The sequence below is a fragment of the Microbispora hainanensis genome, assembly GCF_036186745.1.
Lineage (GTDB): Bacteria > Actinomycetota > Actinomycetes > Streptosporangiales > Streptosporangiaceae > Microbispora.
This window is the reverse complement of record NZ_CP108086.1, coordinates 6,471,598-6,492,987: the sequence shown is the minus strand read 5'-3', so window position 1 is coordinate 6,492,987 and position 21,390 is coordinate 6,471,598. Positions and strand designations below refer to the sequence as shown.

Here is a 21,390-nt window from a genome sequence, read left to right as displayed (position 1 = left end):
AACGTCGGCACATACCTTGCGTTCTGGGAGAGTTGCGCGATGGCCTGGTCGCAGGACGAAGAGCGGATGCTGGCGATGATCGAGCGGCACCTCACGGATGAGGACCCGAAGCTTGCGGCCAGGCTCGAGTCGTTCAACCACCGTGCGGAGCGCGGACGGCAGGGGCGAGGCACGGGCCGCCGCCTGCCGGGCCGCTCCACCGTGATCATCGCGGTGAGCTGGTTGCTCATCGCCACGTTGATCGCGACCCTGCTGGTCATGGCCCTGCGGCACGACGCCGCCGCTCTGCCGGTTTAGCGGAGCCCACGAGGCGCCGTGAAGCGGCGACCTCGATGCGGCCGTCACGTGACGTGCGCCCTCGGCCTCATCAGGACAGGGACTTGAGGAAGTGCGCGGCGACCGGGGCGGCCACCGAGCCGCCCATGCCGCCGGCCTCCACGACGACGGCGAAGGCCAGGTCGCCGCGGAAGCCCATGAACCAGGCGTGCGAGTCGAGCTTGGGCCCGGTGCCGAACTCGGCGGTCCCGGTCTTGCCCGCGGTCCCCGCAGGCAGCCCGGCGCCGTGGGCGGTGCCCTTGGTGACCACGGCCCGCATCATCGACCGCAGGGGCTCGACGACCTCGTCCGGCAGCTTCTCGGGAGCGGTCTTCTGCTCCAGTGAGGGCACCAGCGTGGGCGGCCGCCAGGAGCCGTCGGCCACCGCCGCGGCCACGGTCGCGATCACCAGCGGGCTCGCGGTGATCCTCGCCTGCCCGAACGCCTCCGCGGCGAGCTCGGCGTCGCTGGTGGCCTTCGGCATGCTGCCGGGGGTCGCCGGGACGCCGATGCGCAGCGGCCGGTTGAAGCCCAGGTTCGTCGCCATGTCGTACAGCTTGCGCGCGCCCAGCTTCTGCGCGGCGAGCGGCGCGAACGTCGTGTTGCACGAGTGGGCGTAGGAGTCGAGGAACGACAGCGACCCGAACGCCTCGTGGTCGGAGTTGCGGATCTTCAGCCCGCCGACGACCGCCTCCTTGGGGCAGGTCACCCGGCTCGACGGCGTCAGTCCCTCGGCCAGCAGCCCGGCGGCAGTGACCGTCTTGAACGTGGATCCCGGGGGGTACTTGCCGTCCAGGGCGCGGTTGAAGCCGCCCCTGTTGTTCACGACGGCGAGGATCTCGCCCGTCGAGGGCCTGACGGCGACGAGCGAGGCGGGTTTGTCCAGATCGCGTACGGCGTCCGCTGCGGCCTGCTGCACCTTCAGGTCGAGGCTGGTCCGCAGGTCCTTGCCGGGGGAGCCCTTGACGGTGTGCAGGGTCTTACGGCTGTCGCCGACCACCTGGATCTCGGTGGTCGGAGTGCCGGCGAGCTGCTTCTGGAACGTCTCCTGCAGGCCGCCGCGGCCCACGGCGTCGCCCTTCTTGTAGGCGGTGCCCAGCTTCTCGACGTCCTTGTCCGTCGCCTTGTCGAGGAAGCCCACGAGCTGCTGCACCGAGCCGCCCACGTCGCCGCCGTCGATGCGGTCGCCGTTGGCGTCGGTGATGGCGGCCCGCTGCGGCCACGACGTCTTCAGCGCCAGGTGGTTGGTCCCGTCGAGCGCGGGGTGGACCGCGGACGGCGACCAGTCGACCTTCCAGTAGTGGTCCTTGACCACGAGCTTGAGCGAGCCCTGGTAGGTCCAGTCGCCGACGTTCTTCACCGTGGCGGTGGCGGTGTAGGAGGCGGTCGCCCGGTCGTCCTTCGCCGCGCCGGCCCGCACGTCGCGCACGGTGACCTTCGCCACGCCGAGGTTCTTCGTGAGCTCGGCGTACGCCGCGTCGAAGCCCGCGGCGGGCGTGGCGAGCTCGGCCTTCATGGCCGCGAGGTCGCCCTTCGACCAGGCCGCGGTGAACCGCGCGGCCGTCTCCTGCGGAGTGCCGCGCGTGTGGAACACGTAGTAGGCGCCCCCGGCGGCCGCCCCGGCCACCACGACGGCCACGGCTGCGGAGATCGCGATGGTACGTCCTCGCGGCACGCGCACTCCCAACGACGGCCCTGCGGTCGGGTTCAGAGCCTAGCGGGGTCCGCCGTCGTTCACACTCCGGCTTCGCCGGAGCCCTTGACGCTGGCGCCGTACCGGGGGACGTACTCCTGGCCGGACAGGCGCTGGATCGCGGCCATGACCTCGTCGGTCACCCTCCGCCGGTCGCGGGCGTTGCCCGCGTCGCCGGTGAAGGTCATCGGCTCGCCGAACCGCACGCCGATGCTGTGCAGGCGCGGCACCGAGGTGCCGGGCGGCAGCACCTTCTCGGTGCCGATCATGGCGACGGGCACGACCGGGGCGCCGGTGGTCAGCGACAGCCAGGCCACGCCGACCTTCCCCCGATAGAGCCGGCCGTCGGGGGAGCGGGTGCCCTCGGGGTAGATGCCGAACAGCTCGCCCGCCTTCAGCACCTCCACCGCGGCGTCGAGCATGTCCTGGGCGGCGGAGACGTTCTCCCGGTCGATCTCCATCGCCCCCATCGCGCGCATCCACGCCGCCACGACGGGGTTGCCGGTGAAGTACTCCTTCTTCGCCACGAACCGCACCATGCGCGGCACGACGGCCGGCATGAAGAACGAGTCGAGCACGGACAGGTGGTTGGAGGCGAGGATCGCGGGCCCGTGCGCGGGGACGTGCTCGCGTCCTTCCGTTCGCGGCCGCCACAGTGCGTGCATGACGGGAACGCTGACGAACTTCAGGGCGGGGTAGAGCACGGCCTCTCCTTCTCCGGTCCGACGGGAATACCCTAGGCCGCCCCGACCCCTGCTCAGGTGTATGACCCCTGCAACACACCGCCTCATGTTTTGTACGGCTTCACCAACAGTTCTCTGTACCTACTAGTATGTACGGCGTGAGCACACCGGACCGCCTGATCGAGAGCACCCGCGAACTGCTCTGGGAACGCGGCTACGTCGGCACCAGCCCGCGGGCCATCCAGCAGCGGGCGGGAGCCGGTCAGGGCAGCATGTATCACCACTTTTCCGGGAAGCCCGACCTTGCGCTGGCCGCGATCACCCGTACGGCGGAGGAGATGCGCGCCGGGGTGGAGGAGATCCTGGGCGGCCCGGGCACGGCCGTCGAGCGCGTGTCGGCCTACCTGCGGCGCGAGCGGGAGGTGCTGCGGGGCTGCCCGATCGGCCGGCTCACCCAGGACCCCGACGTCATGGCCGATCCGGCGCTGCGGCGGCCGGTGGAGGAGACGTTCGCGTGGCTGCGCGACCGGCTCGCGGAGGTGCTGGCCGAGGGACGCGACCTGGGCGAGCTCGACGCCGGTCTCGATCCGGGCGCGACCGCCGCGACGATCGTGGCGGTGCTGCAGGGCGGATATGTCCTGGCCCGCGCGGCCGGCACGCCCGAGCCGTTCCACCAGGCCATCGAGGGCGTGCTCGCCCTGCTGTCCCACCCCTGAGCCACCGGAGAGACCCGCCGTGTATGCGATGCAGTACGAGATCACCCTGCCCGCCGGCTACGACATGACGATCATCCGCGAGCGGGTGGCCACGCGCGGCCACGCCCTCGACGACCGGGCCGGGCTCGGCCTGAAGGCCTACCTGGTCCGCGAGCGGGGCGTCGCCGGGTCGCCGGTCAACCAGTACGCGCCGTTCTACCTGTGGAACGACCCCGGGAGGATGGGCGAGTTCCTCGTCGGCGGGGGCGGTTTCCAGGGCATCGTCGCCGACTTCGGCAGGCCGGTCGTGCGGCACTGGACGGGCCTGGCCGCCGAGGCCGGTCAGGCCCGGGAGACGCGGCCCCGCGCGGCGTCGCGACGGCTGACCGAGCTGCCCGCCACGGCCGGCCTTGAGGATCAGGTGACCGCCGCCCTCGCCGAACTGCGTGATCTGGGCCGCGCCGGGGGCCTGCACACCGCCGCGCTCGCCGTGGATCCGCACCACTGGCGGCTGCTGACGTTCGCGCTGTGGGAGCGGGAGGTGCCCGGCGCGTACGCGGACGCGGAACGCTACGAGGTGCTGCACCTGTCCGCGCCCGGCCTGGCGCACCTGCCCATGGGCCGGGCCTGGTGAGAAGACGCAGTTGAACGACCGGGAAAGAGAGCGGCGCCCCGCGAGAACGAGTCTCGCGGGGCGCCCACGTCGAGGGCCGATGTGGCGGTCGCCTCCTCGGCGAGATGCACAACACGGCTCCAGCCGGACGGTATTCCGTGAAGGCGGTGATTGCGGCCCGGGGGACACAAACCACATCGGCCACGAACGACTCTAGCCGACTTCCGCCTCTGCTTTCTCCCGCCCCCCGCATCGGGGACCGTCATCGGGGGCCAAAGCCTGCGTGCACTATCGTCGGCGGGTGGCCGATTCGATCAGGACAGAACGGCTCGTGCTGCGGCGCTGGCGCGAGGACGACAAGGAGCCCTTCGCCGCGCTGAACGCCGATCCCGTCGTCATGGAGCACTTCCCGGCCACGCTCTCCCGGGAGGACAGCGACGCGCTGGCCGAGCGCATCGAGGCCGGGTTCGACGAGCACGGGTTCGGTCTGTGGGCCGTCGAGGCCGACGGCGAGTTCATCGGCTTCACCGGGCTGTCGGTCCCGAGGTTCACCGCCCCCTTCACGCCGTGCGTGGAGATCGGCTGGCGGCTCGCCCGCTCCGCCTGGGGCCGGGGGTACGCCACGGAGGCGGCGCGGGCGTCGCTGGAGGACGGGTTCGGCCGGGCCGGGCTGACCGAGGTCGTCTCGTTCACCGCGGTGCAGAACGTCCGCTCGCAGGCGGTCATGCGGCGGCTCGGGATGACACACGACCCGGCCGATGACTTCGACCACCCGGCGCTCCCCGCGGGTCACCCGCTGCGCCGCCACGTTCTCTACCGGATCAGGAGACAGTGATGAACGGCATGCGGTTGCTGGTGCTGGGCGGCACGACGTTCGTCGGCCGGTGGGTGGTCACGGCCGCCGTGGAACGCGGCTGGCACGTCACCACCTTCACGCGCGGGCGCGCCGGATGGGCCCACCCCGAAGCCCGGGCGGTGACCGGCGACCGGCTCCGCCCGGCCGGCCTGGCCCCGCTCGCCGAGGGCCGGTGGGACGTCGTGGTGGACACCTGGGCCGGCGCGCCCCGGGTCGTACGCGACAGCGCCCGCGCCCTGGCCGGGTGCGCGGACAGGTACGTGTACGTCTCCAGCCGGGCGGTGTACGCGCCCCCGACGCCGGCCGGCCTGAACGAGGACTGGCCCACGGTCGAGGCGTCGGCGGACGCCGAGGACGTCGACTACGCCCCCAACAAGCGGGGCGGCGAGCTCGCCGTGGAGGAGGCGTTCGGCGACCGCGCCGTGCTGGCCCGCGCCGGGCTGATCCTCGGGCCGCACGAGCTTCCCGGGCAGCTGCCGCACTGGCTGCTGCGCGCGGCGCGGGGCGGGGAGATGCTCGCCCCCGGCCCGGCCGGCCAGCCGTTCCGCTACGTGGACGTACGCGACCTCGTCGCCTGGCTGCTCGACGCGGCCGAGCGCGGGGTGCGGGGCCCGGTCAACCTGGTCAACCCGGAGGGGCACTGCACGACCCGCGACCTGCTGGAGTCCGCGGTCGCGGTCACCGGCGGGCTCGCCGAGCCGGTCTGGGTCGAGCCCGAGGCGATCGAGGCGGCCGGGATCGACCGGTGGGCGGCGCTGCCGGGCTGGATCCCGCCCGGTCCCGCGCTGGCCGGGTTCATCCGCACCGACGTCGGCCGGGCCATGGCGACCGGCCTGCGGTGCCGTCCGGTGGTGGAGACGGTCGCCGACACCTGGGCGTGGCTGACCGGGTCGGGCGAGATCCCGGCGTTCCCGCCCGGGCTCGACCCCGACGAGGAACGCGCGGTGATCGACGCCTGGCGGCGGTCGGCGGGCGCCGCCTTGTGACGCGGGCTCAGATGGCCGTCATGAGGTCGCGGATCGCCCGCAGCACCTCGTCGGCCCGCTCGACGTGCAGGTATTGGTGGGAGGCGCCGTCGACCACGCGCTGCCGTCCCCTGGGCACCGAGCGGGCCATCGCCGCGTGCAGGGCGCGCACCCCGTCGTGCGCCTCGCGCATCACCTCCTCGGGCAGGAACTTCGCCCAGTAGGGGTTCACGCCGCCCGCGGTCAGCACGATGAGCGGGACGTCGGGCAGCGGCCCGCCGGCCCGCAGCTCGTCGTAGACCTCGGTCTCGAAGTTCTCCGTCTCGCGCAGGCTCGTCCGCCACGACGCCAGGTGGTGGCCGATCAGCGCCTCGCGCAACGGCGCGGGCCACTCGGCGTACAGGCGGGCGTACGCCTCGCGGGCGGCCCGGCGCTGCTCGCCGGTCAGCTCCGGCATCCGCGCCGGGTCGGGCCGCATCCGCTCGGCCAGGTCGGCGGCCTGTGCCGGCATGTGGTCGAGGATGTCCTCATGGCCGGGGTCGAGCAGGAGGAGCCCGGCGACCTCGTCCGGGAAGAGCTGCGCGTAGCGGCGCGCGTAGAACGCGCCGAGGGAGTGTCCCACGAGGAGGAACGGCCCGGGAACCGCCGTGGCCCGCAGAAGGCCGCGCAGTTCGGCGGCGACCTCGGTCGCGCGGCGGGGGAGAGGCGCCGGCTCGCTCCAGCCCGTGCCGCCGCGGTCGTAGAGCACGCTCGTGGCGAAGGCCGCGGCGCCCTCCTGGACGTTCAGGAAGTCGAGGCCCACCAGGCCCGCGCCGGGCAGGAACACCACGCTCGGCCCGCCCGAGCCCGAGCGGTGCAGCATCAACCGCCGCTCTCCGACGTCGTACAGGCGCCCCAGGGGCGGGGCCGTCGTCTCCGATGCCGGTCGTCCCATGCCGCCCTCTCCTCTGATTGTTCGCATTTCTGCGAACGGTAGCACACGTGCGATCATTCGGACCATGGACGTGATGGAGGTGCTCGCGCATCCGGTGCGGCTGCGCGTCGTGCAGGCGCTCGCCGGTGGGCGGGTCCTCACGACCGCGCAGTTGTGCGAGCGCATATCGGAGGTGCACAAGGCGACCGTCTATCGCCACGTCGCCGCGCTCGCCGACGCCGGCGTGCTGGAGGTGGACGGCGAGCACCGGGTGCGCGGCGCGGTGGAACGGCGCTACCGGCTGCGCGAGCGGGTGGTGATCGACGCCGGCACCGTGGCGGCGATGACGCCGGAGGACCACCGGCGCACGTTCGCCACGGCGATGGCCGCGCTGATCTCCGAGTTCGACGCCTACCTCGGCCTGGACGGCGCCGATCCCGCGGCCGACGAGGTGGGTTATCGGCAGCACGTGCTGTGGCTGAGCCCGGAGGAACGCGCCGAGATGATCGCGGAGCTGCGCGCGGTCATCGTCGCGCGGATGACGAACGAGCCCGCGCCGCGGCGCAGGCGGCATCTGCTCAGCCCGATCCTGTTCCCGGTCGAGACGCCCCCGCCGGACGCCGGGGCGCGCCCGGCCTCGTGACGGGCACTGTGACCGGGCTCGTGACGGGGCTCGTGACGGGGTTCGTGACGGGGTTCGGGGACGCCGTGCTGCTGGCCGCCGCAGGGGTGCTCGCCGGGCTGGTCGGCACCGCGGGCGGCATCACCTCGCTCATCTCCTATCCGGCCCTGCTCGCGGCGGGCCTTCCCGCCCTCGCGGCGAACGTGGCCAACATCGTCGCGCTCGTCGCCTGCTGGCCGGGCTCGGCCCTGGCCTCCCAGCCCGAGCTGCGCGGGAGGGCGCCGTGGCTGCGGCGGTGGGTGCCGCTGGCGGCGCTCGGCGGGGCGGCGGGGTCGGCGTTGCTGCTGTCCACCCCGCCCGGTGTCTTCGCCCGCGTCGTGCCGTTCCTCGTGGCCGGGGGTTCGCTGGCGCTGCTCGCGCAACCCCGCCTCGCGCTGCGCCACGAACGGCGTGGTTCACCCGACGCCGTCCTCCCGCTCGGGCTGACCGTCCTGTCGGTCTACAACGGATATTTCGGCGCGGGGTCGGGGGTGATGATCCTCGCCCTCCTCTTGGTGACCGCCGAGCCGCGGCTGCCCGCCGCCAACGCCCTGAAGAACATGCTCCTCGGTGCCGGCGCCCTGGTCTCCGCCGCCGGATTCGTCCTCTTCGGGCCCGTCGAGTGGGCCGCCGTCGTCCCGCTCGCCGTGGGGCTGTTCGCCGGATCGACGCTCGGTCCGCTGGTCACCCGGCGGCTGCCGTCCGGGCTGCTGCGCTGGCTGGTCGCGCTGATCGGCCTCGGCCTTGCGGTCCGCCTGTGGGTCGCGCCGGGTGTCTGACCGCCTTACCGGCCGGACGAGGTCGGGCGCGATTCAGCTGGTGGCGCCCCAGGTGAGGGACAGGCCGGTGGCGGCGCGTTCGGTGCGGATCTCCATCATGCTGCCGAGGATGGTGGCGTGGTCGGACACCACGGGCGTGGCATCGAGGGTGTAGGTGATGCGGGTGCTGACGAGCACCGGGCTGCCCGGCGGCTCGTGGAGGTGGCGGGCGGCGGCGGCGTCGAGCAGGCCGGGCCGCACCACCTCGGACGCGCGTGCGACCGTCACCCCCGCGTCGGCGAGGGCCGTGTAGAGGGAGACGACGGTGAAGTCGCGGTCGCGGATCCGGTCGGCCACCGGCCGGCGGACCCACGACACCTGATGTACGGCGGGGCGTCCCTCGAACTCCCGGACCCGCTCCAGCCGCAGCGCGCTCTCGCCGGGACGCAGCCGCAGCTCGGCGGCGATCCGGGCGGGGGCCCGGCGCACCGCCCGCCCGGCCACCGAGGTGCGTACGTCGTGGCCCTGTTTGCGCAGGTCGTCGACGAGGCTGCGGAGCGAGTCCAGCTGGTATGCCAGGTGGGGCGGGGCGACGAACGTGCCCTTGCCGGGTTGCTGCACGATCAGCCGTTCGTCGCTGAGCTGCCGCAACGCCTGGCGCAGCGTCATGAGGGTCACCCCGTAGGAGGCGCTCAGCTCGCGCTGCGGCGGCAGGGCCTCCCCCGGGGCGTAGTGTCCCGACCGGATCTTCGCGGCGAGGTCGGCGGCGATGGCGCGGTATCTCGCCTCGTGCCCGGCGTCGGGGGTCATCGTGGTGGGTCACACTCCTGGTCGAGGGCCTGCCGCAGGGTCGTGAGGAAGACCCGCAGGTCGTCCGGTCCGGCCCCGTCGAGCACCCGCCGCATGACCGCGGCACCGACCACCACGCCGTCGGCGTGCCGGCGGGCTTCGCGTGCCTGGTCCGGGGTGGAGATGCCGAATCCTAGCAAGACCGGCAGGTCGGTGACGCGCCTGATCCGCCCGGTGAGCTCCGCCGCCGAGGCGGCCAGGACGGCCCGCTCACCGGTGGTGCCCATCAGGGACACCGCGTAGACGAACCCGCGGCTGTGGCGCGCGATCTCCGCCAGCCGCGGTTGCAGGGTCGCGGGCGAGGCCAGCAGGGCCGGCTCGATCCCGGCGCCGGCGGCGGCGCCGGTCAGCTCGTCCGCCTCGTTCACCGGCAGGTCGGGCACGATCAGGCCGGTGACGCCGGCCCGGCGCAGCGCGGCGCAGAACGCCTCGGGGCCGTCGTGCAGCACCAGGTTGTAGTAGGTGCTGGCGACCAGCGGCACACCCAGGTCCGGCAGTGCGGACAGGTCGTCGAGGATCCGGCGGGTGCTCGCCCCCCGGGCCAGCGCGAGGTCGCTCGCCTGCTGGATGGTGACGCCGTCCAGCGTGGGGTCGGAGAAGGGCAGGCCGACCTCGATCGCGTCCGCCCCGGCGTCGGCGAACGCCCGCAGATGGTCCGTCCAGCCGGGCGCGATCCCCCCGGTGACGTACGGCATGAGCAGCCCGCGGCCGGTGTCGCGGCGGGCGCGCAGGTGGCGTTCGACCGCTCCCGCGGCCAGGGTGGGGTTGGTCACAGCAGCTCCTTCAGGGTGGAGACGTCCTTGTCGCCTCGGCCGGACAACGTCATGAGCACCGTCGATCCCGCGGGGAGCTCGCCGTCGCCCGCTGCGCGGATCACCCAGGCGAGGGCGTGCGCCGACTCGAGCGCGGGGAGGATGCCTTCGGTGCGTGCGAGCCGTACGGCCGCGGCGACCGCCTCGTCGTCGGTCACCGTGACGTAGCGGGCCCGGCCCAGGTCGCGCAGGTGGGCGTGCTCCGGGCCGACACCCGGATAGTCGAGCCCGGGGGCGATGGAGTGCGCCTGGGTGATCTGCCCGTCGCCGTCCTGCAGGAACAGCGAGCGGCAGCCGTGCAGGACGCCGAGCCGGCCGCGGGCCGCCCCGGCGCCGCCCTCCGCCTCGACGCCGACCAGGCGTGCCGCGGTGTCGGCGAATCCGGCGAACGTGCCGGCCGCGTTGGAACCGCCGCCGACGCACGCGACCACGTGGTCCGGCACGCCGGTGCGCAGCTCGGCGGCGCACTGCGCGCGGGCCTCGTCGCCGATGACCCGCTGAAACTCCCTGACCATCCAGGGGTACGGATCCGGCCCGACGACCGAGCCGATGCAGTAGTGGGAGTCGCCGGTCGCGCCCACCCACGCCCGCATGGCCTCGCTGGTCGCGTCCTTGAGCGTACGGCTGCCCGAGGTCACCGGGATGACCTCGGCGCCCAGCATGCGCATCCGGAAGACGTTCAGCGCCTGCCGCTCGATGTCGCGCTCGCCCATGAACACCGTGGCCTCCAGCCCGAGCAGCGCGGCGGCGGTCGCGGTGGCCACCCCGTGCTGGCCGGCTCCGGTCTCGGCGATCAGCCTGCGCCGTCCCATGCGGACGGCCAGCAGGGCCTGGCCCAGCACGTTGTTGATCTTGTGGGATCCGGTGTGGGTGAGGTCCTCGCGCTTGAGGCAGAGCCGTACGCCCAGCTCGTCCGACAGGCGGAGGGCGGGGGTGAGCGGGGTCGGCCGCCCGGCGTGGACGGCGAGCAGCCGTGCCAGGGCGCCCCGGAACCCCGGATCGGCCCAGGCCTCCCGGAACGCCTCGCCCACCTCGCGGCACGCCTCCACCAGGGACTCCGGCGCGTACCGCCCGCCGTACGCGCCGAACCGGCCCCGCGCTCCGGGCACGCCCATCGTCCCGTCGGGCGGGGCCGCCTCACCCCACGTCAGCACATCTCGCATGTCATGCTCCTATCGTTCTATAACTCATCGAAGAGTTCTATAACAGTGAGTGTTACACGGGCACGTGCGGGCGCGCCACCGCGGGGTCCCGGGATTCACCGCATCGGGAAAGATCACGTGTCGGGGAAAGGCCCGTCAGCCGAAGATCGGAGCCGCTACGCTCTGCGCGTCTGAAACTGGAGGATTCGGGATGCCCCTCTTATATGGCGGGTTCGGTCTGGTTCTGCTCGCCTTGTGGATCTTCTGTCTGCTCGACGTGATCGTCACGGCGGAGGAGGACTGCCGGAACCTGCCCAAGGGGGCGTGGATCCTGATCGTCCTGTTACTTCCCGAGGTCGGGTCGATCCTGTGGCTGCTCGCGGGCCGGCCGCAGACCGTGACGCGGCCCGGCGGGCTGCCGTACAGGGGCAACACCGGGAGCTTCCCCGAGTACGACCGGCCGGGCCGGTTCGTCCCCTCCAACCCGGACGACGACGAGGACTTCCTCCGCCGCTGCCGGGAGCGGGCCGAGGAACAGCGTCGCGCCTACCGCGAGCAGCAGCGTCAGGCCGAGGGGAACCAGGACCAGTAGAGGCGGACGGTCTCACGGTGCCGGCGGGTCTGCGGGCCTGTCCTGACGTCCGCCGGTTTTCGCGGCACCGGCAGTTCCCCAGGCCCGGCCCCGACGGTCGCCGGTTTCATGGCGGCGGCATCGTTCGGGACTTCGGTGCCGGGCGAGCCCCGGGGCGCCCTCGACGGCCGCCGGTCTCATGGCGACACGGTTGGAACCGGCGGGAACCGCGGCCGGGTGCCGGCTGTCGCGTGCCGTGCACGCGAACAGGCCGCCCGAATGCGGTTGTCCGCCGTCGGGGCACCGCACTACCGTGCCGGTGTGGATCTCTTCGCCCACTCGTGGACGGCGCTGCGCAGGGCGGTCGCCGAACTGCCGGACGAGGACTTCGCGCGGCCGTCCGGATGTGCCGGCTGGCTCGTGCGGGACCTGGTGTGCCATCTGGTGATCGATGCTCAGGACGTCCTGATCACCCTGGCGACCCCGGAGGAGAAGGAACCGACCCGTGACGCGGTGACCTACTGGGAGGTCTCGGCGACGCCGCCGACCGGCGACGATCCGCTCGACGCGCTGATCGTCCGGCTGGCCGCCGCCTACGAGGAACCTCGGCTGCTGAAGTTCCACCTCGACGACGTCGGCTCCGCCGCGGGCCGTGCCGCGGGGCTCGCCGACCCGCGACTCCGGGTCGGCACCCGGGGCGAGGTTCTCACCGCCGGCGACTACCTTTCGGCGTACGTCCTGGAGTGGACGCTGCACCACCTCGACCTGATCGCGCACCTCCCTGGTGTGGCCGGGCCGCCCGCCGAGGGGCTCGCCCGGTCGCGCGAGATGCTGGAGAAGATCGTCGGCGCCGCCTTCCCCGCGTCGTTCTCCGACACGGACGCGTTGCTGGTCGGCACCGGACGGCGTGCCCCGGCCGAGGCCGAGAAGGCGGCACTCGGCGACCTGGCCGCAAGGCTTCCCTTCGTACTCGGCTGATCGACTCGAGGGGAGAAGCTGTGCATGCGCCCAAAACCAGCATCATGGTGCTGGCCGGATTTTTCGTGCTCTCATGTACGACCGCTGAGCCCCGGCCGTCCGGGCCCTTGTATTCTCTGGACAGGCGGCAGGCATGCATCGAAGCGCCCAATCCGAGTGATGAAAAAGCCGTCCAGTGCTACCCGTTGAACCTCCGGCGGGTAGCCGATCACGCCGCGACACGGGCTGCCTGGGCCGACCGGGTGGACTTCACCGACTTCGACGCCTTCGACGAGTCCGCGCTGATCGCCGAGACCGCACCAGTGACGTGGTCTCCCTGCATCTGCCACTCACTCCCCAGACCCGAGGGCTGATCGGGCGGGCGGAGCTGGCGCTGATGCGTCCGCGGTCGATCCTGCTGAACACCGCCCGGGGCGGGATCGTCGACGAGCAGGCCCTGGCCGACGCGCCGCGCGACCCCGCATATCCGCTCGCGGCAGCCGCTGTCGACACCTTCGAGCACGAGCACGCCGCCTTCACCTCGCCACTCTTCGGCCTCCCCAACGTCCTGCTGACCCCGCATGTCGCCGGGATGATCAGGAACGCCATGGCCACGGCAGCTCTCCGCTGCGCGGACCACATCGCGGCCCTGCTCGCCGACCGCCCGGACGGCGTACCCGTGGTGACCGTGTAACAGTCGCCCTCAATGCGACAGTCCCGCCGCCCACATGTCGGACGACTGACTGCCCGTCTGCGTGGCACCTCGGAGATTGGCGATTGCGGCCGGGAACAGCGCATCCCCGATCTGCGCCCACGCTGCGTGAGGCACGACCTCGAATCCTGTCCGCGGCCATGGAGAAGTGGGCCAGGCCCACACGCGCCTGGCCGTTGGCGGATCCTGTCTGGCTCGCGTCGGGCGCAAGGTCGTCGCTGCGTACGGCTTCGTCCCGGGCGGCAGCATGCCGTTCAGCTCCTCGGGATGGGGTCCGCCCCTCAGATGACATCGATCTGTTCAGCTCTCGTCGCGGCCTCCCGCTGAAGCCCAAGCCGGCCCGGCGCCAGGCACACCCCGGCACGCCCGTGTTTTTTCGGGGCTACCTGAGGCTCCAGCCATTCGCTTCGCACAGTTGCCACTCGCTCACGGACTGTAAGAGAATCCATACATCAGTTCGAATCGAGCGAGGGAGGTGTGATGGATCCGTTCGGTATCGATCCTGAGCGCCTTCGTCATTCGAACACTCCTGATGACGGCTGGTGGGACCGTCTGGTCGCCAATTCGCCGCTGTGGTCCTCTGATGGCTCGTCCGCCCGCGAGCCCTTCCCGATCATCAACTTCGAGCCCCGGCAGCGCACAGGTGCGCCCAGCAGCGGTAGCACCACCAGCCCAGGCACCGAGACCACGGACGGCCCAGGCACCCATACTGACGGCGCGGATGCCACGCGTTGGGCTGTCGCCGGTGCGGCTGCCGCTGGTGTGAACGACACTGGCGCGGATGCCACCCATGGGAATGCTGACGGTGCGGACGCCGCTGGCGCGGATGCCGCGCGTGGGACTGCCGACAGCGTGGATGCCACGCGTGGAGCTGCCGCCGAGGCGAATGCCGCCGGCACGAACGGCGCTGGCGCGAATGCCGCGCGTGGAGCTGCCGATCGTGCGGCTGCTGCTGGCGTGGACGGCGCTGGAGCGGATGCCGCTGGCACGAATGCCGCGCGTTGCGCCGCCGACAGCGCGGGATCTGACGCGGGTGCCGCCCGTGGAGGGGATGCTGATGGTGCGGCTGCCGCTGGCGCGGGCGCTGCTGGCACGAACGGCACCGGCGCGGATGGTCCTGGCGCGGCCGGCCCGAGTGCGGGTGCGGGTGCTTCCGAGGGTGTGGGTGGGCGTGATCGTGGCCGGGGTCGTGGTCGTGGTCGGGGTCGGGGTGGTGTGCGGTCGTCGTGGGTGGTGGTGGGGTCGGTTCGTGAGGTGGCCCAAGAGCTGGCGCTGACGCCGCTTCCCGCCGATGTGGATGTGTGCCTGGCCGAGGCGGAGGAGTTGCTGTTCGCCCGGGATCGGATCACCAGCGCGCTGGCCGATCGGGTGGGGCGGGTGCATCGGGCGGGGCAGGCCAGGCAGCATGGGCATGCCTCCACCCGGTGTTGGTTGCGCACGAGTGGGGGGATGACGGTGGGGGGTGCGGGCCGCCTGCTCACGTTGGGGGCGGAACTGCCGCGCCTCCCCGTCGTGCGGGAGAAGTTCGCTGCGGGTGAGTTGGCGGCGGGGGTGGTGGAGGCCATCTGCGCCGCTGTGGCCGGGCTATCGGATGAGCAGGCCACCTTGGCGGAGCCGATCTTGGTGGACCTGGCGGGCAAGGCCGGGGCGGCGGAGGTCGCCAAGGCCGGCCGCCATCTGCGGGCGGTGCTGGACCCCGATGGGGATGAGCGGGATGAGCGGGCCGATTACGGGCGGCGGTTCCTGCGGGTCCGCCCGGGCAAGGGCGGCGGCGTGGAAGGGGAGTTCTACCTGCCGCGTGAGGCCGGCGCCCGGTTGATGGCGTTGTTGCAGGCGTACGCCAAGCTGAGGGCGCAGGGGGATGACCGCCCGCTGACGGTACGTCAGGCGGACGCGCTGATCGCCCTGCTGGAGCAGAAGATCGTCACCGAGCTCCTCGTCGTGGTCAGCGCTGAATCCCTCCCCACCGACCCCGAAACCACCGACCCCACCGCCGACGACCCATACCCCGCCGACCCGGCCACCGACGACGACGTCAGCGACCACTTCGCAGACCTCGGCGACAGCGCCCCCAGCGACTACGTCCCCGACCCTGCCGGATGCACTGACGAGCCAAGCCAGGCCGACCCGGCCACCGAAGACCCTGCTGACCCTGCCGCCGATGACGACGTCAGCGACCACTTCGCAGACCTCGGCGACAGCGCCCCCAGCGACTACGCCCTCGACATCGCCGGGACCACTGACGAGCCGGGCCAGGCCGACGACACCACCGACCATGTCGAAGACGCGCGGGATGCCGGGGGCTTCGGGGAAGGCCGGGACGACACGGGCGACCCTGCACCCGGCCAGGCCGACGACTTCGACAATGCCGAGGCTGAGGCAGATGCCGGTGCGGAGAGCGCCGACGACACCAACGCCTACGCCCCCGACGCCACCGGAAGCGCCGACGACCTGAGGCGGGCCGATGACACCGTTTCCGGCGCGTTGGGCGACCCCGGCGCTGCGGGCGGCGCTGACGACCCCGACATCCCGGAGGAGTTCGACACCGGCGAGGCTGAGGCGGATGCCGGTGCGGGGAGTGATGCAGGTGAGTGCGAGCTGCGCGACACCGCAAGCACCGCCTCTGCTGAGGGCGGCCACACCGTGAACGCCGCCGCCGCCGAGGGCGGCGAGACCGTGCCTGCCAAGGTCGGAGACGGCGACCGCGTTGCGGCCAAGTCTGGAACACCGCACACCGCGCGGCGCGCGTCAGCATGCCCTGCCGACGGTGACGGGCATGCGCACACAGCCCCTTCGGACACAGCCCCTTCGGGCGCGACGGCTTCGGACGCGCCGCTATCACAGGCAGCGTGCTCGGAGGCTGCTCCATCGCACACAACGCCTTCGGAGGCAGCGCCTTCGGAGGGGGTGTGGACGGATCCTCCTCCCGAGGATGTCTCCGTACGTCACACCCACGTCGGGCATCGGCCTGCGGGGGACTGCCGGCGTGGCCAGAGCACGTGCCGGTGCGGCAGCCAGGGCGCGTGGCGGTGCAGTGGTGAGGCGCGGTGCTCGCGTGCGACGCAGGCACCGGGGGCATCGGGACCGTCGGGAGCGACGCCCGGCGGGCCCGGACCGGAGCGGGAGACACCACCCGGATGGGCATCGGGAACGGCACCGGGAGCCGGGCGTGGGACGCCGGGGACGGCGCAAGCAGCATCGCAAGGAGCGGCACAGGGGGCATCGCGGGGTGCGTCACCGGGAGCAACTCCCGGGGCGTCACCCGGAGCAGCGCCAGGTGCGTCGGCGGGCACGATGCCCGGGGCGTTCTTGGGGTCGGCGCTGGGAGCGTCGGCAGGCACGCTGCCCGGGTCGCTGCTGGGGACGGCACTGGGCGCCTCGCTGGGAGGGCCGCTGGGGATGGTGCCGCCGGGGTTGCTGCTGGCGACCGGGCAGGTGCTGCCCGTCTCCAGCGTGCATCGGCTCGCCCGGACCTCGACTCTGGTGCGGATCGTCATGAACGCCGACGGGCAGGTGCTGGACATGGGCCGCAAGGTCCGTCTGGCGACTCCTGCCCAGCGGCGGGCCATCTTCGCCCGGTATGCCACGTGCTGGGTCGACGGCTGCCCGCTCCCGGCGACCATGTGCCAGATCGACCACGCCGACAACTGGAGCACCGGCGGCCTCACGGACCTGAAGCTCCTCGGCCCGGCCTGCCAGTTCCACAACCGCGACCGCTACCAGCACCCCGAGCGCTACACCCGCCGCAAGATCGGCACCGACCGCTGGGCCTTCACCTACCACCGGATCGGGAGCAGACGGCCGCGCGAGTGAGGCGGGAGGCGCAGTGGGCTACGCGCGGACAGACCGGGGCGAAGCGCGGACAGGCCGGGCTTCGTTTGGGCGATTGTTCGCCGAGTCGCTGTCCTACCTAGGGGACGTACTCGACCGCGACTCCACTGCCTATGGCGCCGACTCCTCCAGTTCTCTGCCATGCGTGAGCGTTTCGCCGACTGGAAGCGGAACTGCTCTCGGGCACGTGATTCCGTCGGCGGCCGTACATCCGCACCGCGTCCTCTCACCCTCATGTCTCACGACGATCACCCTCATGTCTCACGACGATCCACGCGCCGCTGCGTAAGCACGACACCCGGCAATGCCGGGACGCCGTCAGCCGACCCGCGGCCTGGCCTGGTCCGCGCGGCGCGTGCGTGTCCGTCTCCGGATCGCTCCGTTCGCCGTCGACCCGAACTCGGACCGAGCGGCTCGTGCTCCGCGAGCCCGAGGCGCGGGACCGTACGACGTTCGTCGGGTGCACACCCACCTCGGTGGGATCGGGAGCAGGGGGCGTCAGGCCAGATCCATGGGGGCAGGGGCCATGGGGGTGAGGCCGAGGGCGGCGGGCCCGGGGCCGAGGCGCGGCCGTCCTTGGGCCTCTCCTCCGGCACGAAGGGCGTAGGTAGGGCGGTGGGGACGTCCGCCTCGGCGGCCAGGGCGTGGTCGCGGGGCACATTTTTCGGCTGTCCCGATCGGGCAGTAAGGGGCGATTGTTAAATCCAGTTGAACTCTTTGCCCTGATCTTGCCCATCTTGGCAAGATCCACAACGATACGTCCCCGGAGTTCATCCGAACCCCACTAGTCCCTTTTCCCCCTGTGGGTGCCTGTTTGCCCACATAGGAGAGCTTGTGTTACTCCCGCACGTGCGGCGTGCGGTCCTGATCGGGACCGCCGCCCTCGCCCTGCTGCTCCCGCAGAACGCCGCGGTCGGCGCAGCATCGGCCACACCCGGACCGGACAAGGTCGATCGGGTGGTCCAGAACGACCTGTCCGCCCACGGAAAGGCCACCTTCTGGGTACGGCTCAAGGACCGCGCCGACCTCGGCGCCGCCCGAATGGCGAAGAACAAGAACGACAAGGCGCGGCAGGTCTACCGGCTGAAGTCGGAGACCGCCACTTCCTCTCAGGCCGGCCTGCGCAAACTCCTCACGAAAGCGCACGCGGAGTTCACCCCCTTCTGGATCGTCAACACCGTCAAGGTGACCGGTGACGCGAAGCTGGCCGCCGAGATCGCCCAGTTGCCCGAGGTGACGGCGATCGAACCGTCCCGTACGGTGCCCCTGCCCGACCCGCAGCCGGCCAAGGTGCAGGCCGCGACCGCCTCCGTCGAGTGGAACATCGACCGCATCAACGCCCCGAAGGTGTGGGACGAGCTCGGCGACCACGGCGAGGGCATCGTCATCGCCAGCATCGACACCGGTGTCCAGTGGGACCACCCCGCCCTGGTCTCCCAATACCGGGGCACCCAGCCGGGCGGCGCCGTCGACCACAACTACAACTGGTTCGACCCGGCGCACGTCTGCCCCGGCCAGGCGCCGTGCGACGACCGCGGCCACGGCACCCACACCGTGGGCACCATGGTCGGCGGGGACGGCGGGGCCAACGCGATCGGCGTCGCCCCCGGGGCCAAGTGGATCGCGGCCAAGGCCTGTCTCCTCACGGGATGCCCCGACTACGCGCTGCTCGCCGCCGGGCAGTGGATCCTCGCGCCCACCGACCTGAACGGCCAGAACCCCCGTCCCGACCTCGCGCCCGACATCGTGAACAACTCCTGGGGCGGCGAGGGCATCAACCTCTGGTACAAGGACATGGTCGAGGCGTGGGTCGCCGCCGGCATCTTCCCCGCCTTCTCCAACGGCAACGCGGGGCCGGCCTGTGACACCACCGGCACGCCCGGGGGATACGTCGCCAGCTACAGCGCCGGGGCCTTCGACGCCGACGGCAGAATCGCGTACTTCTCCTCCAGAGGCCCGGGCGAGAACGGCGAGATCAAGCCGAACATCTCGGCCCCCGGCGTCGACATCCGCTCGGCGTTGCCCGGCAACGGATACGGGCTGAAGTCGGGCACCTCGATGGCCAGCCCGCACGTCGCCGCGACCGTGGCGCTGATGTGGTCGGCCTCCCCCTTCCTGCGGGGCGACATCGAGGGCACCCGGGCGCTGCTCGACCACACGGCGACCGACGTCGACGACGAGGGCTGCGGCGGCACCGCCGCGGACAACTTCGTCTGGGGCGAGGGCATGCTCGACGCGTACGCGGCCGTCAAGGCGACCCCGGCCGGTGAGCTGGGCACGCTGACCGGCATGGTCACCTCCGACGGCTCCCCGCTCGCCGGCGCGATCGTCGAGGTCTCCGGCCCGTTGAACCGCACCGTCTCCACCGCGCAGGACGGCACCTACAGCCTGCCCCGCCTGCTGAGCGGCGACTACACGCTCACCGTGCGGAAGTTCGGCTACGACGACGTCACCCGGACCGTCACCGTCGGCACCGACGAGACGGTCACCGAGGACGTCGCGCTCACGGCGCAGACCCTGAGCAGGGTGTCGGGAACGGTCACCAGTGTGGGCCTGCCCGAGGCGGGCGCCACGGTGACCGCCGCGGGCACGCCGGCCACCGCCGTCACCGACGCTCAGGGCCACTACGAGCTGCTGCTGCCGCACAAGACCTACGACCTGAAGGTCACGGCGGACTCCCTGTGCGCCGAGGAGACCACCGTGCCTGTCACGGTGACCGGCGAGATGACCAGGGACATCGCGCTGGCCAGCCACATCGACGGGTTCGGCCACACCTGCAGGAGCGGCGCCGAGCCGTACGTCGAGGGCACCCACCTGGAGCCCCTCACCTACGACGACGAGACCCAGCGGATCACGCTGCCGTTCGCCTTCCCGTTCTACGGCAAGACTTACACCAGCGGTCTGGTCAGCACGAACGGGTTCCTGAGCTTCGGCGGCAACACCTACTCCTTCCCGAGCCACGGACCACTGCCCTCCGGCGCCGAGCCGAACGCCGCCATCTATCCGTACTGGACCGACCTCGGGCTGTTCGAGGGCGAGGGCGCGCTCTACACGGCCACGATCGGCAGCGCGCCGAACCGCACCTTCGTGGTGGAGTGGCGCAACGCCCGGTTCTACGGCGTGGACGCGCTCATCTCGTTCGAGGCGCTGCTCGGCGAGGACGGCTCGATCGGGTTCCGCTACCGCGGGATCGACACCGATTACTCGGCCGGGGAGAAGGCCACGATCGGCATCGAGAACGGAGACGGCACCGACGCGTTCCAGTACTCGTCCGACAGGCCGGTCCTGCGTGACGGTCAGAGCCTGACCATCGCGGCGCGCGGACACGGACTGGTCGCCGGCACCGTCACCGACGCCAACGACGGCGGCCCGCTGGCCGGCGCGACCGTGAAGGTCGGCGACGTCGCCTTCACCACGGGCCCCGACGGCGCCTTCCTCGGGCAGGTGCCCGCGGGCGACCACCACGTGGAGATCTCGGCGGCCGACTACGGCACCCTCACCAAGGAGGTCAGCGTCGCCGCCGGCGGCCGGACACGGGTGGACGCCGCACTGGCCACCGGCCGGGTCACCGTGTCCACGGGCCAGGTCACCCTGGTGATGCCGGCCTCGGCGAACAGGAACGCGACGTTCGAGCTGTCCAACCCGGGCTCCGACGCGACGTACACGATCGAGAACGACCCGGCGCAGACCTGGCTCGGCGTGACGCCGGCGAGCGGAAGCATCAAGGCGGGCGCATCCGTGACGCTCCGGGTCACCGCCTCAAGCGCGGGACTGTCCCCGGGGGACGTCCGCACCGGCGTGCTGCTCGTGCGCTCGTCGAGCGGCCGGGCGCCGGTCGTCCCGGTCAGCGTGGTCGTCGTGGTGCCGAAGGTCCAGATCGCCGTCGAGACGGGCGGCGGCAAGAACGTGGTCGACGCGGCGGGCGACACGTGGACGGCCGACCGGGAGTACACCCCTGGCGGGTACGGCTACGTGGGCGGCGGCAAGGCGAAGACGTCGCCCAAGGACGTCAAGGGCACGTCCGAGCAGGGACTGTTCCGCAGTTCCCGCGAGGGCATGCAGGCCTACCGGTTCGACCGTCTTCCGGACGGCGTCTACACCGTGGAGCTGGGCTTCGCCGAGACCCGGCACAAGAAGGCGGGCAAGCGCGTCTTCGACGTCGCCGTCGCGGGCGTCCCGGTCATCGAGGGCCTCGACCTGGCCAAGGAGGCCGGTGAGAACACGGCGGTGACCCGCCAGTACACGGTGAAGGTCACCGGCGGCCGGCTCGACGTGGTCTTCCGGCCCCACAAGGGCGACCCCATCGTGAACGCGATCCGGGTCACCGAGCGTCCGGACAAGGCGGGCGCGTAACCGCCCCCGGC

At 72.2% G+C, this 21,390-nt stretch carries 20 protein-coding genes; 14 read left to right on the top strand and 6 right to left on the bottom strand.

The annotated features are described in order from the left end of the window. Window positions 1-39: 39 nt before the first annotated feature. Window positions 40-297, top strand: coding sequence for a DUF3040 domain-containing protein (locus OHB01_RS30005; protein ID WP_142647019.1), 258 nt, complete (start codon window positions 40-42; stop codon window positions 295-297). A 70-nt stretch (window positions 298-367) separates the two neighbouring features. On the opposite strand, the gene OHB01_RS30000 is transcribed toward OHB01_RS30005, so the two are convergent. Continuing rightward, window positions 368-1,990: a penicillin-binding transpeptidase domain-containing protein gene (locus OHB01_RS30000; protein ID WP_328854300.1), complete on the bottom strand. Its 1,623-nt coding sequence runs from the start codon at window positions 1,988-1,990 to the stop codon at window positions 368-370. Window positions 1,991-2,049: 59 nt separating this feature from the next. Then, entirely contained in the window at window positions 2,050-2,712 is a 663-nt protein-coding gene (locus OHB01_RS29995; protein ID WP_260617189.1) for a lysophospholipid acyltransferase family protein, read from the bottom strand. A gap of 137 nt (window positions 2,713-2,849) precedes the next feature. On the opposite strand from OHB01_RS29995, the gene OHB01_RS29990 reads away from it, so the two are divergent. The 4 genes from OHB01_RS29990 to OHB01_RS29975 all read left to right on the top strand — a co-directional run bounded on the left by OHB01_RS29990 (window position 2,850) and on the right by OHB01_RS29975 (window position 5,841). Beyond that, window positions 2,850-3,407: a TetR/AcrR family transcriptional regulator gene (locus OHB01_RS29990; RefSeq protein ID WP_328854299.1), complete on the top strand. Its 558-nt coding sequence runs from the start codon at window positions 2,850-2,852 to the stop codon at window positions 3,405-3,407. A gap of 28 nt (window positions 3,408-3,435) precedes the next feature. Beyond that, the gene (locus OHB01_RS29985) at window positions 3,436-4,020 is read left to right on the top strand and encodes a DUF4865 family protein (protein WP_328710015.1); all 585 of its coding nucleotides are present in this window, start codon (window positions 3,436-3,438) and stop codon (window positions 4,018-4,020) included. Window positions 4,021-4,300: 280 nt separating this feature from the next. Next, entirely contained in the window at window positions 4,301-4,834 is a 534-nt protein-coding gene (locus OHB01_RS29980; protein ID WP_260617190.1) for a GNAT family N-acetyltransferase, read from the top strand. Next, complete coding sequence (locus OHB01_RS29975; protein ID WP_240971245.1) at window positions 4,834-5,841, top strand: NAD-dependent epimerase/dehydratase family protein; 1,008 nt, start codon at window positions 4,834-4,836, stop codon at window positions 5,839-5,841. Before OHB01_RS29980 ends, OHB01_RS29975 begins: the two co-directional genes overlap by 1 nt. A 7-nt stretch (window positions 5,842-5,848) precedes the next feature. Here OHB01_RS29975 and OHB01_RS29970 read toward each other — a convergent pair whose 3' ends face one another. Continuing rightward, window positions 5,849-6,754 (bottom strand): alpha/beta fold hydrolase, encoded by a 906-nt coding sequence (locus tag OHB01_RS29970; RefSeq protein WP_205830071.1) that lies wholly within the window; start codon window positions 6,752-6,754, stop codon window positions 5,849-5,851. Window positions 6,755-6,818: 64 nt separating this feature from the next. Here OHB01_RS29970 and OHB01_RS29965 point away from each other — a divergent pair, with 64 nt between their 5' ends. Beyond that, on the top strand, window positions 6,819-7,376 hold the full coding sequence (locus tag OHB01_RS29965; RefSeq protein ID WP_142647023.1) for a helix-turn-helix domain-containing protein: 558 nt from the start codon (window positions 6,819-6,821) through the stop codon (window positions 7,374-7,376). Further along, a complete protein-coding gene (locus OHB01_RS29960; RefSeq protein WP_328854298.1) occupies window positions 7,373-8,173 on the top strand; it encodes a sulfite exporter TauE/SafE family protein in 801 nt (266 codons plus the stop codon). Before OHB01_RS29965 ends, OHB01_RS29960 begins: the two co-directional genes overlap by 4 nt. A 33-nt stretch (window positions 8,174-8,206) precedes the next feature. Here OHB01_RS29960 and OHB01_RS29955 read toward each other — a convergent pair whose 3' ends face one another. Genes OHB01_RS29955 through trpB form a run of 3 tightly spaced genes read right to left on the bottom strand, consistent with a single transcriptional unit; the run spans window position 8,207 to window position 10,976 of the window. Then, entirely contained in the window at window positions 8,207-8,962 is a 756-nt protein-coding gene (locus OHB01_RS29955; RefSeq protein ID WP_142647024.1) for a GntR family transcriptional regulator, read from the bottom strand. Beyond that, window positions 8,959-9,774 (bottom strand): tryptophan synthase subunit alpha, encoded by an 816-nt coding sequence (trpA, locus tag OHB01_RS29950; RefSeq protein ID WP_142647025.1) that lies wholly within the window; start codon window positions 9,772-9,774, stop codon window positions 8,959-8,961. Before trpA ends, OHB01_RS29955 begins: the two co-directional genes overlap by 4 nt. Further along, window positions 9,771-10,976: a tryptophan synthase subunit beta gene (trpB, locus tag OHB01_RS29945; protein ID WP_205830072.1), complete on the bottom strand. Its 1,206-nt coding sequence runs from the start codon at window positions 10,974-10,976 to the stop codon at window positions 9,771-9,773. The genes trpA and trpB overlap by 4 nt, the downstream gene beginning before the upstream one ends. Before the next feature lie 190 nt (window positions 10,977-11,166). Between trpB and OHB01_RS29940 the strand changes: the two genes are divergently transcribed. From OHB01_RS29940 to OHB01_RS29910, 7 genes are all read left to right on the top strand, one after another. Further along, window positions 11,167-11,547, top strand: coding sequence for a PLDc N-terminal domain-containing protein (locus OHB01_RS29940; protein ID WP_147943931.1), 381 nt, complete (start codon window positions 11,167-11,169; stop codon window positions 11,545-11,547). A gap of 300 nt (window positions 11,548-11,847) precedes the next feature. After that, window positions 11,848-12,504, top strand: a complete 657-nt coding sequence (locus OHB01_RS29935) for a maleylpyruvate isomerase N-terminal domain-containing protein (RefSeq protein ID WP_142647027.1) — start codon at window positions 11,848-11,850, stop codon at window positions 12,502-12,504. Between the two features lie 20 nt (window positions 12,505-12,524). After that, a complete protein-coding gene (locus OHB01_RS29930; RefSeq protein WP_328855892.1) occupies window positions 12,525-12,857 on the top strand; it encodes a hypothetical protein in 333 nt (110 codons plus the stop codon). Next, window positions 12,812-13,177: an NAD(P)-dependent oxidoreductase gene (locus OHB01_RS29925; RefSeq protein ID WP_260617192.1), complete on the top strand. Its 366-nt coding sequence runs from the start codon at window positions 12,812-12,814 to the stop codon at window positions 13,175-13,177. The genes OHB01_RS29930 and OHB01_RS29925 overlap by 46 nt, the downstream gene beginning before the upstream one ends. 808 nt (window positions 13,178-13,985) lie before the next feature. Then, window positions 13,986-14,471, top strand: coding sequence for a hypothetical protein (locus OHB01_RS29920; RefSeq protein WP_328854297.1), 486 nt, complete (start codon window positions 13,986-13,988; stop codon window positions 14,469-14,471). Continuing rightward, window positions 14,450-17,008: a DUF222 domain-containing protein gene (locus tag OHB01_RS29915; protein WP_328854296.1), complete on the top strand. Its 2,559-nt coding sequence runs from the start codon at window positions 14,450-14,452 to the stop codon at window positions 17,006-17,008. Before OHB01_RS29920 ends, OHB01_RS29915 begins: the two co-directional genes overlap by 22 nt. An 867-nt stretch (window positions 17,009-17,875) precedes the next feature. Beyond that, window positions 17,876-21,379: a S8 family serine peptidase gene (locus OHB01_RS29910; protein ID WP_328854295.1), complete on the top strand. Its 3,504-nt coding sequence runs from the start codon at window positions 17,876-17,878 to the stop codon at window positions 21,377-21,379. The last annotated feature ends 11 nt before the right edge of the window (window positions 21,380-21,390 follow it).